This is a genomic window from Streptomyces sp. NPDC051582 (assembly GCF_040681715.1).
Classification (GTDB): Bacteria; Actinomycetota; Actinomycetes; order Streptomycetales; family Streptomycetaceae; genus Streptomyces.
Genome location: NZ_JBFAZJ010000008.1, coordinates 231,061 through 245,805, shown reverse-complemented (window position 1 = coordinate 245,805; position 14,745 = coordinate 231,061). Strand labels below are relative to the sequence as shown.

At 72.5% G+C, this 14,745-nt stretch carries 10 protein-coding genes; 7 read left to right on the top strand and 3 right to left on the bottom strand.

Translation table 11 applies throughout. The annotated features are described in order from the left end of the window. Positions 1–269: 269 nt before the first annotated feature. Entirely contained in the window at positions 270–1,388 is a 1,119-nt protein-coding gene (locus AB0M92_RS14010) for a glycosyltransferase family 4 protein (protein WP_366102363.1), read from the top strand. 117 nt (positions 1,389–1,505) lie between these two features. Here AB0M92_RS14010 and AB0M92_RS14005 read toward each other — a convergent pair whose 3' ends face one another. From AB0M92_RS14005 to AB0M92_RS13995, 3 genes are all read right to left on the bottom strand, one after another. After that, complete coding sequence (locus tag AB0M92_RS14005; RefSeq protein WP_366102362.1) at positions 1,506–3,128, bottom strand: PucR family transcriptional regulator; 1,623 nt, start codon at positions 3,126–3,128, stop codon at positions 1,506–1,508. Positions 3,129–3,150: 22 nt separating this feature from the next. After that, a complete protein-coding gene (locus AB0M92_RS14000) occupies positions 3,151–4,530 on the bottom strand; it encodes an FAD-binding oxidoreductase (RefSeq protein ID WP_366102361.1) in 1,380 nt (459 codons plus the stop codon). A gap of 112 nt (positions 4,531–4,642) precedes the next feature. Continuing rightward, positions 4,643–6,448, bottom strand: coding sequence for a glycoside hydrolase family 15 protein (locus AB0M92_RS13995; protein WP_366102360.1), 1,806 nt, complete (start codon positions 6,446–6,448; stop codon positions 4,643–4,645). Between the two features lie 492 nt (positions 6,449–6,940). Between AB0M92_RS13995 and AB0M92_RS13990 the strand changes: the two genes are divergently transcribed. The 6 genes from AB0M92_RS13990 (at position 6,941) to AB0M92_RS13965 (ending at position 14,705) form a co-directional block, all read left to right on the top strand. Continuing rightward, positions 6,941–8,584, top strand: a complete 1,644-nt coding sequence (locus AB0M92_RS13990) for a CTP synthase (protein ID WP_366102359.1) — start codon at positions 6,941–6,943, stop codon at positions 8,582–8,584. Between the two features lie 123 nt (positions 8,585–8,707). Next, on the top strand, positions 8,708–9,337 hold the full coding sequence (locus tag AB0M92_RS13985) for an NUDIX hydrolase (RefSeq protein ID WP_366102387.1): 630 nt from the start codon (positions 8,708–8,710) through the stop codon (positions 9,335–9,337). 57 nt (positions 9,338–9,394) lie between these two features. Then, complete coding sequence (locus tag AB0M92_RS13980) at positions 9,395–11,464, top strand: tetratricopeptide repeat protein (RefSeq protein WP_366102358.1); 2,070 nt, start codon at positions 9,395–9,397, stop codon at positions 11,462–11,464. Between the two features lie 152 nt (positions 11,465–11,616). Further along, positions 11,617–12,732 (top strand): alanine dehydrogenase, encoded by a 1,116-nt coding sequence (gene ald / locus AB0M92_RS13975; RefSeq protein ID WP_366102357.1) that lies wholly within the window; start codon positions 11,617–11,619, stop codon positions 12,730–12,732. Positions 12,733–13,191: 459 nt separating this feature from the next. Then, complete coding sequence (locus AB0M92_RS13970; protein ID WP_229340921.1) at positions 13,192–14,229, top strand: ParA family protein; 1,038 nt, start codon at positions 13,192–13,194, stop codon at positions 14,227–14,229. Beyond that, positions 14,214–14,705 (top strand): hypothetical protein, encoded by a 492-nt coding sequence (locus tag AB0M92_RS13965; protein WP_366102356.1) that lies wholly within the window; start codon positions 14,214–14,216, stop codon positions 14,703–14,705. Before AB0M92_RS13970 ends, AB0M92_RS13965 begins: the two co-directional genes overlap by 16 nt. Positions 14,706–14,745 lie beyond the last annotated feature (40 nt).

The following is a 14,745-nucleotide window of genomic DNA, read 5'->3' as shown; positions in this document are numbered from 1 at the left end:
CTCGTGAGGGGGGCTTCTCCGGTGTACCGCCGGAGAGGCCCCGGCCGTCAGCCCCCGACCGTCAGCCGTCAGCCGTCGCCATGGATTGCAGGGTTTCAGGCACCACTGACAACCGGCGCAAGAGGGCGCGGCGTTAGACCGTGTGGGTGAGGCTCGGGGGTGCGGGGCGGTATCTCCTGCGGGATCCGTACCCGTATGGTCCCGGAACGCGCGTGCGGACTGGCATCCTGGGCGACGACTCTGCCTCCCTCACCCTGGAGCTTCGGCCCGTGAGCAGCTCCCCGGTCTCGACCCCGGTCCCCGCGCAGCCTTACGGGCGGCCGCCGCTCCGCACCGTCCAGGTACTCGGCGGTGCGGGCGCGGGCAGCAGCGCGCACGTACGGTCGCTGACGACCGGACTCGCCGCGCGCGGGGTGCGGGTCACGGTGTGCGCGCCCGTGGAGGCGGAGGGGGAGTACGACTTCACCGGCGCGGGGGCGCACTTCACCCCGGACGCGGTGAGCGCACTGCGGGCCGTGTGCGCCGGGGCGGACGTGGTGCACGCGCACGGGGTGCGGGCCGGGGCGCGGGCCGTGCTGGCGCTGCGCGGGCGCCGGGTGCCGCTGGTGGTGAGCTGGCACGGCGGCGGGCCGGCGGCCGAGGGCGCGTTCGGGCGGCTGGGCCGGGTGCTGGAACGGCACGTGGCGCGGGCGGCGGCGGTCGTGCTCGGCGCCTCCTCGGACCAGGTGGACCTGGCGCGGGCGCGCGGCGCGCGGGACGCCCGGCTGGCGCCGGTGGCCGTACCGATGGGGCCGCCCGGTCCGGACGCCGGGACGGACCCCGGCAAGGCGCGGGCGGAACTGGGAGCGGTGGAGCGGCCGTTGCTGATCGCGGTCGGGAGCCTGGTGGAGCACCGGGGGTACTCGGTGCTGCTGGACGCGGCGCGGGCCTGGCGGGTGCTGGAGCCGCTGCCGCTGGTGGTGATCGCGGGGGAGGGCCCGCAGCGGGCGGAGCTCGCCCGGCGGATCGAGGCCGAGGGACTGCCGGTGCGGCTGCTGGGGCGGCGCCGGGACGCGGCGCAGCTGCTGGCGGCGGCGGACGTGGCGGTGCTGCCGAGCCGCTGGGAGGCGCGGTCCCTGCTGGCGCAGGAGGCCCTGCGCGCGGGGGTACCGCTGGTGGCGACGGCGGTCGGGGGCGTACCGGAGCTGATCGGGGACGCGGGGGTCCTGGTGCCGTACGGGGACGCGGCCGCCCTGTCCGCGGCGGTCGCGGACCTCCTGTCGGACCCGTCCCGCCGTGCCGCCCTGACCGCCGCGGGCCGCGTCCAGGCGGCCACCTGGCCCACGGAGGACGCCACGGTGGCCCAGATCCTGTCGGTCTACGACGAACTGATGGACCGCCGCTCCTAGGGGGTGGCCGCAAAGTCCCGCCTGTCCCGCGGCGCCCGGCACGCGCTCTCGCCGCACCGGGCGAAATCCCGAGTACGTCCAGTACACGGGCTTCCGCCCGGCACTGCGGGCGACGCGTCAGGAAGGCTGCGTGTGGCGGCGGGCGCGCAGGGCCAGGCTCAGGGAGAGGACCGTCTCCGGGTCGTCCAGGTCCGTGCCCAGGAGCTCCGCGATCCGGGCCAGGCGGTTGTAGAGGGTCTGGCGGTTCAGATGGAGCTCGCGCGCCGTCTCCGCCTTGCGGCCCGCGTGGGCCAGGTACGTCTCCAGGGTCGGCAGGAGCGGCGGGCGGGACGTCGTGTCGTGCACGCGCAGTGCGCCGATCGCGCGGTCCACGAACGCCGCCAGGTCGGGCTGCTCGCGCAGCCGCCACAGCAGCAGGTCGATGTCCAGGCGGCGGGCGTCGTACCAGGGCCGGGCCGGCAGGCCGTGCGCCGCCGTCGCCGTCTCCGCGGCGTGGCGCAGGCCCGAGGAGGCCGCCGCCCAGCCGCCCGCCACGCCCACCACCACCGCCGGCGGGGCCGCCGCGCGGTCCAGGCCGGCCCGCTCCACGCCCGCCCGCAGCGCCGCGGCCACGCGGTCCGCCACCGTCGTGCGTTCCGATTCGGAGCGCAGGGACACCAGGAGGGGCACTCGGCCCTCCACCGGGCGCACGCCCAACAGGACCGGGACGCCCACCGAGGAGAGCTCCTCCAGGACCGCCCTCGCCAGGACCGCCCAGTTGCCCGCCGGGCCCAGCGACGAGGACAGCCGCATCACCACCGGCAGGAGCGGGCCCGCGCCCGGCTTGAAGCCCAGGACGCGCGCCTGCGCCGGTGCGTCCTCCGCCGAGATGCGCCCCTCGGCCAGGTCCGTCAGGAAGTCCCCTCGGCCGCGCGCCGCCAGTTCGTCCTCCTGACGGGCCTGCATCAGCACCACGGCCAGCACCCCCGCCGTCCGCTCCGCCGCCATCCGGTGGACGGGCAGCAGCGGCGCCGAAACGCCCAGCAGGACCATCCGGGCGCGGACCGAGCCCGTGCCGTGGCCGCCGCCGGGGACGTCCACCAGCACCGCGTTGGCCGACGGCTCCGCCTCGCGCTGGCCCCGCAGCCCCTCCCACACCTGCAAGGGGTCGGCCGCGGCCTCCCCGGAGACCGGGCCCGCCGCGTACAGGAGCTGCCCGTCGGGGGTCTCCAGGAACACCGGGTTACCGGTGAAGTCGGCCAGGATGTGCAGGACCTGGGGGATGCCGCCACCGCCGAGCAGGGCCTGCGTACACCGCCGGTGCACCTCCTCGGCCCGCTGGAGCAGCGCGTAGTGGTGGTTGACGATCTCGGTGTGGACCTCCTCCGTGACCGCCACGAACGGCACCTCGCGGTGCAGCTGGACCAGCGGCAGCCCGGCCGCCCGGGCCGTCTCGACGAGCGTCGCCGGGAGCCGGGTGAAGCGCGGGCCCAACTCGACCACCAGCGCGGCGATCCCCCGGTCCGCCAGGCGCCGCACGAACGCACGCTGCTCGGCCGGCCGGGTCCCGAGGCCCAGCCCCGTGGTCAGCAGCAGCTCCCCGCCCTTGAGCAGGGACGCGATGTTCGGCACCTCGCCCGCGTGCACCCAGCGCACGGTCCGGCCCAGGCGGTCGGCGCAGGCCACCACCTCCGGCAGCCCGCTGCGCAGTCCGGGCAGCTCCAGTGCCCGCTGAACGGTGATCCCGCCCTGGTTGTCCATGTCGCGGGACGCTATCAGGGGGTCAGGCGGGCCTGATGTTGTGGTTGAAGCGGAAGACGTTGTCCGGGTCGTACGCCCGCTTCACCGCCGCCAGCCTGGCCAGATTCTCCGCGCCGAGCCCGGCCGTCACGCGCTCGGGGCCCTCGTCACCGGTGAAGTTGAGGTAGACCGCGCCGGTGCTCCACGGCTGTACGTGGGAGCGGACGTCCTTGACCCACGAGACGGCCCGCGCGTCCTCGGCCGGGTCCTCCCAGATGCCGAAGGGGTGCACGGCCCACGGCGAGTCCCGGTACGGAACGGGGAACTCCGGCGGCCCTTGCGCGATGGCTCCGCCCAGCGGGAACACCGCGTGCTGGGTTCCGCCCACCGGCATCACGTCGCCGAGGGCGCAGTAGACGGCGACGAGTTCGTCCGGCAGGCCGGTCAGGTACTCGGCGGACCAGTAGTTCCGCAGGCCGGGCGGGTCGTCCAGCATGCACTGGAAGTCGGCGTAGGGGAGGGCGGTGAGCACCTCCGACACGTGGGGCAGTGCGAGCAGGGGCGCGGCGAGCTTGCGCAGCGCCTCCTCGCCGCCCGCGTACGTGAGCAGCGAGCCCACCAGCCGGGTCCCGACGAGGTGTTCCGGTACGAAGGGCTCCGGCGGGCCGGTCAGGTAGATCACGCCGCCGCTCGCCTCGGCAGGGCCGCCCTCGATGACCTCGCGGTAGGTGCGCAGCACTTCGGGCCCGGCCTCGGGCGGGTACAGCAGCAGGCAGATCGCGAACTCGGGCAGCTCGTGCAGGCGCAGCGTGATCGAGGTCGCGACCCCGAAGTTCCCGCCGCCGCCGTGCAGGGCCCAGAACAGCTCGGGACTGTCCTCGGCGGTCGCCGTCAGGGTGCTGCCGTCGGCGGTGACCAGGTCCACGCCGAGCAGGTTGTCCACGGCCAGCCCGAACTTCCGGTCCAGCCAGCCGGAGCCGCCGCCGAGGGTGAATCCGGTGACTCCGGTGGTCGAGACCCGGCCGCCGGTGGTGGCGAGTCCGTACGGCTGGCACGCGCGGTCCAGCGCGCCCATCAGCGCGCCGCCCCCGACGCGTACGGCCTTCGCCCCCGGGTGGACGGTGACCTCCTGCATGCCGCGCATGTCGACGACCACGCCGCCGTCGTTGAGGGACATCCCGGCGACGCTGTGGCCGCCGCCGCGGACGGCCACGGGCAGGTCCAGTCCGCGTGCGAAGCGGACGGCGGTGACGACGTCCGCCTCGCTCGCGCAGCGGGCGATGACCGCGGGGCGGCGGTCGATCATCGAGTTGAAGACCGTCCGGGCCTCGTCGTACCCGGGGTCGTCGGGGGTGATGACCTGACCGGCCAGATCGTCACGCAGCTCGGCCAGGGCCTGGCCGGCCTTTGACGGGGGAGCCATGGCTGCGGCCCTCCTTCCGCAGGAGGCGTAGGACCACTCCAGCGTAGGCGTGGCCGGTGCCGGGGGCGCGGCGGAGCCGGGGATCCCCCCGGCGCCGCGTCGAACTCCCGCACTACCCCCCGTAGGCCCCGCTCGCCGTCAGACGCAGGGCCGTGTCGATCAGGGGGACGTGGCTGAAGGCCTGGGGGAAGTTGCCGACCTGGCGCTGCAGGCGCGGGTCCCACTCCTCCGCCAGCAGGCCAAGGTCGTTGCGGAGCGCCAGCAGTCGTTCGAAGAGCTGGCGCGCCTCGTCGACGCGGCCGATCATCGCCAGGTCGTCCGCCATCCAGAACGAGCACGCGAGGAACGCCCCCTCGTCGCCTTCGAGGCCGTCCACGCCCGCCTCGCCGCCCGTCGTCGGGTAGCGCAGGATGAAGCCGTCCGGCGTCGACAGCTCGCGCTGGATCGCCTCGATCGTGCCGATGACCCGCTTGTCGTCCGGCGGCAGGAAGCCCATCTGCGGGATGAGGAGCAGCGAGGCGTCCAGCTCCTTCGAGCCGTACGACTGGGTGAACGTGTTGCGCTCCTTGTCGTAGCCCTTCTCGCAGACGTCCTGGTGGATCTCGTCGCGCATCTCGCGCCACCGCTCCAGCGGCCCGTCCGCGTCCCCGCTCTCGATCAGCTTGATCGTGCGGTCCACGGCCACCCACGCCATCACCTTCGAGTGCACGAAGTGCCGGCGCGGGCCGCGCACCTCCCAGATGCCCTCGTCCGGCTGGTCCCAGTGCTCCTCCAGGTAGCGGATCAGCTTCAACTGGAGCACCGAGGCGTAGTCGTTGCGTGCCAGGCCGGTCATGTGGCCCAGGTGCAGGGCCTCGGTGACCTCGCCGTACACGTCCAGCTGGAGCTGGTGCGCGGCGCCGTTGCCGACCCGGACGGGGCGGGAGCCCTCGTACCCGGGCAGCCAGTCCAGCTCGGTCTCGCCGAGCTCCCGCTCGCCGGCGATCCCGTACATGATCTGCAGGTTCTCCGGGTCGCCGGCGACCGCGCGCAGCAGCCACTCGCGCCAGGCCTGGGCCTCCTCGCGGTAGCCGGTGCGCAGCAGCGAGGAGAGGGTGATGGCGGCGTCGCGCAGCCAGGTGTAGCGGTAGTCCCAGTTCCGGACGCCGCCGATCTCCTCCGGGAGGGAGGTGGTCGGCGCGGCGACGATGCCGCCGGTGGGGCCGTACGTGAGCGCCTTGAGGGTGATCAGGGAGCGGATCACGGCTTCGCGGTAGGGGCCGTGGTACGTGCAGTGGTCGACCCACTCGCGCCAGAACGCGGTGGTGGTCGCCAGCGCCTCCTGCGCGTCGGGGGTGTCCGGGGCGCCCTTGTGGGAGGGCTGCCAGCTGATGCAGAAGGCCTTGCGGTCGCCGGGGCCGACGGTGAAGTCGGAGTACGTCGTCAGGTCCTTGCCGTACGTCTGCGCGTCGGTGTCCAGCCAGACCGAGTCGGGGCCGGCGACGGCGACGGTGCGCCCGTCGACCTTGTGCACCCAGGGCACGACGCGGCCGTAGCTGAAGCGCATGCGCAGCGCGGAGCGCATCGGGACGCGCCCGCTGACGCCCTCGACGATGCGCACCAGCTGCGGTGCGTGGTCCTCGCGGGGCGGCATGAAGTCGGTCACGCGGACGGTGCCGCGCGGCGTGTCCCACTCCGATTCCAGGATCAGCGAGTCGCCCTGGTAGCGGCGGCGCGTCGCCGCGGGGGCCTCGGCGCCCCCCGGGAACGCCGGGCCGATGCGCCAGAAGCCGTGATCCTCCGTTCCGAGGATGCTCGCGAAGACGGCATGGGAGTCGAAACGGGGCAGACACAGCCAGTCCACCGATCCGTCCCGGCAGACCAGTGCGGCGGTCTGCATGTCCCCGATCAGTGCGTAATCCTCGATGCGCCCGGACACGTTAGATCTCCCAGTCGAACGGCCACGTCCGCCCCGAAGGGCGCTTGCATTGCGCGGTTGCGCGGTCCCGTGGGTATGGATCCCCGCACTGAGCTCATGATTCCGGATGCGGCCGGGTTACGCCGTCTGCCGGACTGCTCGGCGGCGATGTGGTGCGATATCCGAGCAGGATATGACGGCACCCTAGTGATCTCCTGAAGTCGGGGGACAATGTGTCTAGTCCGAATGGGTGACCTGGGCGAATGCGGGCGTGACCGGCCCCGGGACGATCGGTGGCGCTCCGTCGAGCGGCCGTGGCGGCGCGTGGCCGGAGGCGGACCGGCCCGGGCGCTGATAGGCTGGTACCCCGTGGACCGGTGGTCTGCCTGTGCGAATCAGGGGCCCCGAAACCGCAGCTTCGGCGCCCCCAGAGAGCCTCCGGTTCGCTGGTGGCCGGCGCCGGACGCACCTCTACTTCGCGACCACGGGAGCCCCCTCTTGGCGAGCACAGCCATGACGACCAAGCACATCTTCGTCACCGGGGGTGTCGCCTCCTCCCTCGGCAAGGGCCTGACGGCCTCCAGCCTGGGTGCCCTGCTGAAGGCGCGCGGTCTGCGGGTCACCATGCAGAAGCTCGACCCGTACCTGAACGTCGACCCGGGCACGATGAACCCGTTCCAGCACGGCGAGGTGTTCGTCACCAACGACGGCGCCGAGACCGACCTGGACATCGGCCACTACGAGCGCTTCCTCGACGTGGACCTCGACGGCTCGGCCAACGTCACCACCGGCCAGGTCTACTCGCAGGTCATCGCCAAGGAGCGGCGCGGCGAGTACCTCGGTGACACCGTGCAGGTCATCCCGCACATCACCAACGAGATCAAGCACCGCATCCGCCGCATGGCGACCGAGGACGTCGACGTCGTCATCACCGAGGTCGGCGGCACGGTCGGCGACATCGAGTCGCTGCCGTTCCTGGAGACCGTCCGCCAGGTCCGCCACGAGGTCGGCCGCGACAACGTCTTCGTCGTGCACATCTCGCTGCTGCCCTACATCGGCCCCTCCGGCGAGCTGAAGACCAAGCCGACCCAGCACTCGGTCGCGGCCCTGCGCAACATCGGCATCCAGCCCGACGCGATCGTCCTGCGCGCCGACCGCGAGGTCCCCACCTCCATCAAGCGCAAGATCTCGCTGATGTGCGACGTGGACGAGGCGGCCGTCGTCGCGGCGATCGACGCCAAGTCGATCTACGACATCCCGAAGGTGCTGCACACCGAGGGCCTCGACGCGTACGTCGTGCGCAAGCTGGACCTGCCGTTCCGCGACGTGGACTGGAGGGTCTGGGAGGACCTGCTGGACCGCGTCCACAACCCCGACCACGAGGTCAAGGTCGCGCTCGTCGGCAAGTACATCGACCTGCCCGACGCGTACCTGTCGGTGACCGAGGCGCTGCGCGCCGGCGGTTTCGCCAACAAGGCCCGCGTCCAGATCAAGTGGGTCGCCTCCGACGACTGCAAGACCCCGGCGGGAGCCGCTGCGGTGCTCGGCGACGTGGACGCGATCTGCGTGCCCGGCGGCTTCGGCGACCGCGGTGTCAACGGCAAGGTCGGCGCGATCACCTACGCCCGCGAGAACAGGATCCCGCTGCTCGGCCTGTGCCTGGGCCTGCAGTGCGTGGTCATCGAGGCCGCGCGCAACCTGGCGGGCATCGCGGACGCCAACTCGACCGAGTTCGACGCCTCCACCCCGCACCCGGTGATCTCCACGATGGAGGAGCAGCTGGCCTTCGTCGAGGGCGCCGGCGACCTGGGCGGAACGATGCGCCTGGGCATGTACCCGGCCAAGCTGGCCGAGGGCTCCATCGTGCGCGAGGTCTACGGCGACCAGGCGTACGTGGACGAGCGCCACCGCCACCGCTACGAGGTCAACAACGCCTACCGCGGCGAGCTGGAGAAGAAGGCCGGCCTCGTCTTCTCCGGCACCTCCCCGGACAACAAGCTCGTCGAGTACGTCGAGTACCCGCGCGAGGTGCACCCCTACCTGGTGGCCACCCAGGCCCACCCGGAGCTGCGCTCGCGCCCGACCCGGCCGCACCCGCTGTTCGCGGGCCTGGTCAAGGCCGCGGTGGAGCGTCAGCAGGCCGCGAAGGCCAAGTGACGGTCTGACCGCATAACGTAGACGGCCGGGGCACGTGACGTGCCCCGGCCGTCGCGTTTATGACGCGTCTTCTGTCGCTTTTTCTGTCTCGCTTTCGGAAGGTACGGGGTACGGGTCATGGCCATGGGCATCGCAGACAGCGGGGAGACGTGGGAGGTCATCGCCTCACGGACCCCGTTCGAGGGCGCGAAGACGGCGGTCCGCTCGGACCAGGTGAGCATGCGGGACGGATCCGTGGTGCGCCGGGACTACCAGGTGCACCCGGGATCGGTGTGCGTGCTCGCGCTCGACGAGGACGGCGGAGTGCTCGTGCTGCGCCAGTACCGCCACCCCGTACGGCACAAGCTCTGGGAGCTCCCGGCCGGGCTGCTCGACGTACCCGGTGAGAACCCCCTGCACGCGGCCCAGCGGGAGCTGTACGAGGAGGCGCACGTCAAGGCGGAGGACTGGCGGGTGCTCGTCGACTTCTTCGCTTCCCCCGGCGGCTCCGACGAGGCGATCCGGATCTTCCTCGCGCGCGGGCTCTCCGAGGCGGAGGGAGAGCGGTACGCGGTGTCGGAGGAGGAGGCGGACATGGAGGTCGCCCGCGTCCCGCTCGCGGACCTGGTCCGCGGGGTCCTGGAGGGCCGCCTCGGCAACCCGGGCCTGGTGACCGGGGCCCTGGCGCTGTCCGCGGCCCTCGCCTCCCCGGGTGGCCTGGACGCCCTGCGCCCGGCCCAGCCCCCGTGGCCGGCCCGGCCGTACGAGGTCTGACCCCACAGGCCGGTCCCCCGGGAGCATGGTGTGACGATCCGCTGATCCGATTGGGCGATGTGTCCGCCGCGCTCCACACGGGTCGTCGCTCTGCGTGAACTACGCTCGCAACCCGAAGGCAGGGAGAGGAGCGGATCCGTGACGGATTTCGTCGGGCGGCGGCGTGAGCTCAAGGAGCTGCGCGAGGACATCGCACGGACCGGGCTCGACACCCTCTCGGGACGCAAGGCCAAGTCCCCCAGGGCGCGCGTGCTCCTCGTCGCCGGGCGCCCCGGCTCGGGGCGCACCGCCCTCGCCGAGGCCTTCGTGCGCGAGGTCGCCGAGGACTACCCGGACGGGATCCTGCGCACCCGCCTCACCTCGCCCGGCGGGCAGGCCGTCACCACCGAGCGGGCGATCCGGACCCTGCTGGAGGGCCACGGGGAGCCCACGCCCCCGGGCGCCGCCGAGGACGAGCTCAGCTCCGCCCTGCGCGCGGCCCTCGCCCACCGCAAGGCGATCCTGCTCGTCGACGACGCCGCCGATCCGTACCAGGTCGACGCCCTGCTGCCGGACACCCCCGAATGCCTGGTCGTGATCACCGCCGAGGGCCCGCTCACCGGGATTCCGGATGTCCGCCCCTGCACCCTCGGCGGACTCGACACCCCCTCCGGGGTCCAGATGCTGGCCCAGCGCATCGGGGAGACCAGGATCACCGTCGACCCCCGCGCCGCCGAGGACCTCGCCGAGGCCTGCGGAGGCCAGCCCGCCGCGCTGGCCCTGGTCGGCGGCTGGCTCGCCGCGCACCCCAAGGCCGCCGTCTCCGACGTGGCCAAGCAGCTGCACGACATGCCGCCGGGCGCCGGCGGACCGCTCGGCCGCGGCTTCCGGCTCGTCTACGAGTCCCTGCCGCAGCCCGCCCAGCGCACCCTCCGCTTGCTGCCCCTGGCCCCCGCCGGGACCGTCGACTCGCACACCGCCTCCGCCCTCGCCGGATGCTCCGTGGCCGCCGCCCAGTCCACCCTGGACGACTTCGCCGGTCTGGGCCTCCTGCGCCATTCCTCCGACGGGCTCTTCCTGCTGCCCGGCTGCCTCGTACCGCTGCTCCAGGCCCTCCTGGAGGCCAAGGAGCGGGCCGGCGAGGTCGAGCTGGCCAGGGCCCGGATGCTGGAGCGCACCGTACGCCTGCTGCACTCATGCCGGGTCATGGCCGAGCCCGATGACCACGGGGCGGACGCGGCGGCGGGGACGGACGCACGGGAGAGGCTGGACGGGCTGCCTCGCGCACTGCGCTTCCCCGACCGGCGCGCCGCCGCCAAGTGGCTCGACACCCGGCTGCCCGCGCTCTGCGCGGCCGCCACCCTGGCCGTGGCCGACGGCGGGCTGGACACCCTGGCCCGGCGGCTGGTCGCGGCCCTCGTGCGGGCCCTCGCCGAGCACCGCGGCACCGCGGTCGCCGCCCCCGAGCTGTACGGGCTGCACCGCCTGGTCCTGGACGTGGCGGTCCGCCGAGACCTGCACCGGGAGCAGGCCGCGGCCCTGCTGAACCTGGCCGACCTGGACGCCGAGACCGGCCGCACCCAGGAGGCGCTGGAGCGCTACCGGGCCGCGCTGGACGCGGGACGCGCCGCGAACGACCCGTACGCGACGGGCCGCGCGATGGAATCCGTAGGCGGCGCCTACCAGGAGCTGGCGGACTGGCACCGGGCGGCCGACTGGTTCGGCCGGGCCCTGTCCCAGGCCCTCGCGCGCGGTGAGCGGGCGGACGAGGCCCGGCTGTACGGACGGCTCGGCAACGTGCACACGTACGCGGGCCGCTACGGGGACGCGCTGCGCAGCTGGCGGGCCGCCGCCGCGGGGTACCGGAAACTTGCCGATGTGCCGGGCCAGGCAAAGGCGTTGAGCGAGATGGCGCGAATCCAGGAGTACGCCGGAAGGCCCGAGGAATCGCTGCACACCTGCCGCGAGGCGGTGGAGCTCGCGCGCCGGGCCGCAGACCTGCGGCTTCAGGCCGCGCTCCAGGTGCGCCTGGCCGACACCCTCGACCGGCTGGGAGACCCCGCGGCTGCCAGGCTGCACCGGTCCGCAGCCGACAGATTGCTGGGAGATGACCCCGCAGCCTGCGAAATCCGCAGTGGTTCCGACTGAGATTATTGGTTTGCAAGGCTAGACAGCGCGTCGTCCTTCATTAGACTGGCTTCACCACGACATCCCGTGGTGCATCCCGTTGCGCGTTCTTGTGGGCGGGTATGTATGGAAGTGCCCCGAAAAATCCCCTGAGCCAAGGACCGTGATCGACGATGAAGGTCGGCATCCCCCGCGAGGTCAAGAACAACGAGTTCCGGGTCGCCATCACGCCCGCCGGCGTGCATGAGCTGGTCCGTAACGGCCACCAGGTCTTCGTCGAGCAGAACGCCGGTGTCGGCTCCTCGATCACGGACGCCGAGTACGTCTCGGCCGGCGCCGAGATCCTCGGTACGGCGGACGAGGTCTGGGCGACCGCCGACCTCCTGCTGAAGGTCAAGGAGCCCATCGCCGAGGAGTACCACCGCCTCCGCAAGGACCAGACCCTCTTCACCTACCTGCACCTCGCGGCCTCCCGCGAGTGCACGGACGCCCTCCTGGAGTCCGGCACCACCGCCATCGCGTACGAGACGGTCGAGCTCGCGAACCGCGCGCTCCCGCTGCTCGCCCCGATGTCCGAGGTCGCGGGCCGCCTGGCCCCGCAGGTCGGCGCCTACCACCTGATGCGCTCGGCCGGCGGCCGCGGCGTGCTCCCCGGCGGCGTCCCCGGCACCCACGCCGGCGAGTGCGTGGTCATCGGCGGCGGCGTCTCCGGCTGGAACGCCGCGCAGATCGCCATCGGCATGGGCTTCCACGTGACCCTGCTCGACCGCGACATCAACAAGCTCCGCGAGGCCGACAAGATCTTCGGCACGAAGATCAAGACGATCGTCTCCAACGCCTACGAGCTGGAGAAGGCCGTCGTCGAGGCCGACCTCGTCATCGGCGCCGTGCTGATCCCGGGTGCGAAGGCCCCGAAGCTGGTCACCAACGAGCTCGTCGCCAAGATGAAGCCCGGAAGTGTCCTTGTCGACATTGCGATCGACCAGGGCGGCTGCTTCGAGGACTCCCGTCCGACCACCCACGCCGAGCCGACCTTCCAGGTCCACAACTCGGTCTTCTACTGCGTCGCCAACATGCCGGGCGCGGTGCCGAACACCTCCACCTACGCGCTGACCAACGCCACGCTGCCCTACATCGTGCAGCTCGCGAACCTCGGCTGGGTCGAGGCGCTGCGCCGTGACCCCGCGCTCGCGCTGGGCCTCAACACCCATGACGGCCAGGTCGTTTACGGTCCGGTCGCCGAGGCGCACGCCCTTCCGATCCTTGAGCTGAACACGCTGCTCGGCTGATCGGTCAGACCCCGTCAACGACTGACGTCAATCTCACGTATCCGGCCGGACCTTGCCCCCAAGGTCCGGCCGGAGGCGTCTGGGGGGTGCGCGCGGGGGCGGCTCAACTCGCCTCGAACGTAACCCTTTAACCCTTTCGCACACCTGCGAAACTTCCCGGCGACGGCCCGGACGCCCTTGACAGAGTGGTGTTCGGTTGCCGACACATCGTTGCCGGTCCGACGGATTGTGTTGCCGCTGAGTGGTGACACGCCATAGAGTCGCCAACCGTCGGCATGGTGCCACGCTGACCTATCGATAAGTGTCCTGGTCACGTCCGAGGAGGTAAGACGACTTGTGAATGAGTCGACATTTGCTCCCGGAGGTGGTCGAGCGGGGACGCCAGACCGGGGCCAAGGATCCGGGGGGCTCGAAGCGGTCGGCTCCGTCGCGGTCCGCACCTTCGCAAACCACCAGCACATGACGACGCCCCAAAAGAGCATGGACGGCCTAGACGTGAACTCCAGGGCCGGCGACCTGAGCGGCGAAAAGCCCGTGGGTTTCGCCGACTACGAAAACGTGCCCGAAGGGCACTTCTACGACCCGGACGCGGAGTACGAGCCCGACCCCGAGTACGCGGCCACCCTCGCCCCCGACGCTGCCCGTCAGCGCCGGGAGCGGATCGGCCCGACCGGACGGCCGCTGCCGTACTTCCCGATCCCGGGCCCGCTGACCGACCACGGTCCGGCGAAGATCATCGCGATGTGCAACCAGAAGGGCGGCGTGGGCAAGACCACGTCGACCATCAACCTGGGTGCCGCGCTCGCCGAGTACGGGCGCCGCGTGCTGCTCGTCGACTTCGACCCGCAGGGCGCGCTGTCCGTGGGCCTCGGCGTGAATCCGATGGAACTCGACCTGACGGTCTACAACCTGCTCATGGAGCGGGGCATGTCGGCCGACGAGGTGCTGCTCAAGACCGCGGTTCCGAACATGGACCTGCTGCCGAGCAACATCGACCTGTCCGCCGCCGAAGTGCAGTTGGTCAGCGAGGTCGCGAGAGAGTCGACGCTGCAGCGGGCGCTGAAGCCCCTGATGGCCGACTACGACTACATCGTGATCGACTGTCAGCCCTCGCTCGGCCTGCTGACCGTGAACGCCCTGACGGCGGCTCACAAGGTCATCGTGCCGCTGGAGTGCGAGTTCTTCGCGCTGCGCGGTGTGGCACTGCTGACCGAGACCATCGAGAAGGTGCAGGAGCGGCTCAACCCGGAGCTGGAGCTCGACGGCATCCTCGCCACGATGTACGACTCCCGTACGGTGCACAGCCGCGAGGTGCTGGCGCGCGTGGTCGAAGCCTTCGACGACCACGTCTACCACACGGTCATCGGCCGTACGGTGCGCTTCCCGGAGACCACGGTCGCCGGCGAGCCGATCACCACGTACGCCTCCAACTCCGTCGGTGCCGCCGCCTATCGCCAGCTGGCCAGGGAGGTGCTCGCCCGGTGTCACGCCGAGTGAGTCTGCCCGGAGCCGACGAACTGTTCCGTACGACCGGTGGGACGGCGCTCCAGGCGTCCTCGCCGAGGCGCGGCCCGGAGGAGTCGAACGCCGGGGAGCACGCGGCGGCGTCGGCCGAGGGCACGGCGGGCGAGGGCCGCAGCCGGGAGGCCGCGGCGGCCGGGCCGGAGTCGGTGGTCGCACCCCGGCGCCCGCAGGAAGGTTCTGTCAGCCCGGAGCCCCGGCGGGGCAAGGGCCAGGGCCGCGGGGCGAACCGCCGGCCCAGCGGGCGTGAACGGCACGACGAGAAGATCACGGTCTACGTCTCCGCCGAGGAGCTCATGGACCTGGAGCACGCGCGGCTTGTGCTGCGCGGCGAGCACGGGCTGGCCGTGGACCGCGGGCGCATCGTCCGCGAGGCGGTGGCGGTCGTGCTCGCGGACCTGGAATCCCGCGGCGACGCGAGCATCCTGGTCCGCAGACTCCGCGGCCGCTGACTGCCTGACCGGCGGAGCGCCGACCGCCCGGCCGGCTGGT

Excerpts from the sequence above, each read along its gene's own strand:
- AB0M92_RS13985 (WP_366102387.1), top strand. The coding sequence starts at position 8,708 with ATGGGCATCGCAGACAGCGGGGAGACGTGGGAGGTCATCGCCTCACGG.
- AB0M92_RS13980 (WP_366102358.1), top strand. The coding sequence starts at position 9,395 with ATGTGTCCGCCGCGCTCCACACGGGTCGTCGCTCTGCGTGAACTACGC.
- ald (WP_366102357.1), top strand. The coding sequence starts at position 11,617 with ATGAAGGTCGGCATCCCCCGCGAGGTCAAGAACAACGAGTTCCGGGTC.
- AB0M92_RS14000 (WP_366102361.1), bottom strand. The coding sequence starts at position 4,530 with ATGGCTCCCCCGTCAAAGGCCGGCCAGGCCCTGGCCGAGCTGCGTGAC.
- AB0M92_RS13990 (WP_366102359.1), top strand. The coding sequence starts at position 6,941 with ATGACGACCAAGCACATCTTCGTCACCGGGGGTGTCGCCTCCTCCCTC.
- AB0M92_RS13970 (WP_229340921.1), top strand. The coding sequence starts at position 13,192 with ATGACGACGCCCCAAAAGAGCATGGACGGCCTAGACGTGAACTCCAGG.
- AB0M92_RS14005 (WP_366102362.1), bottom strand. The coding sequence starts at position 3,128 with ATGGACAACCAGGGCGGGATCACCGTTCAGCGGGCACTGGAGCTGCCC.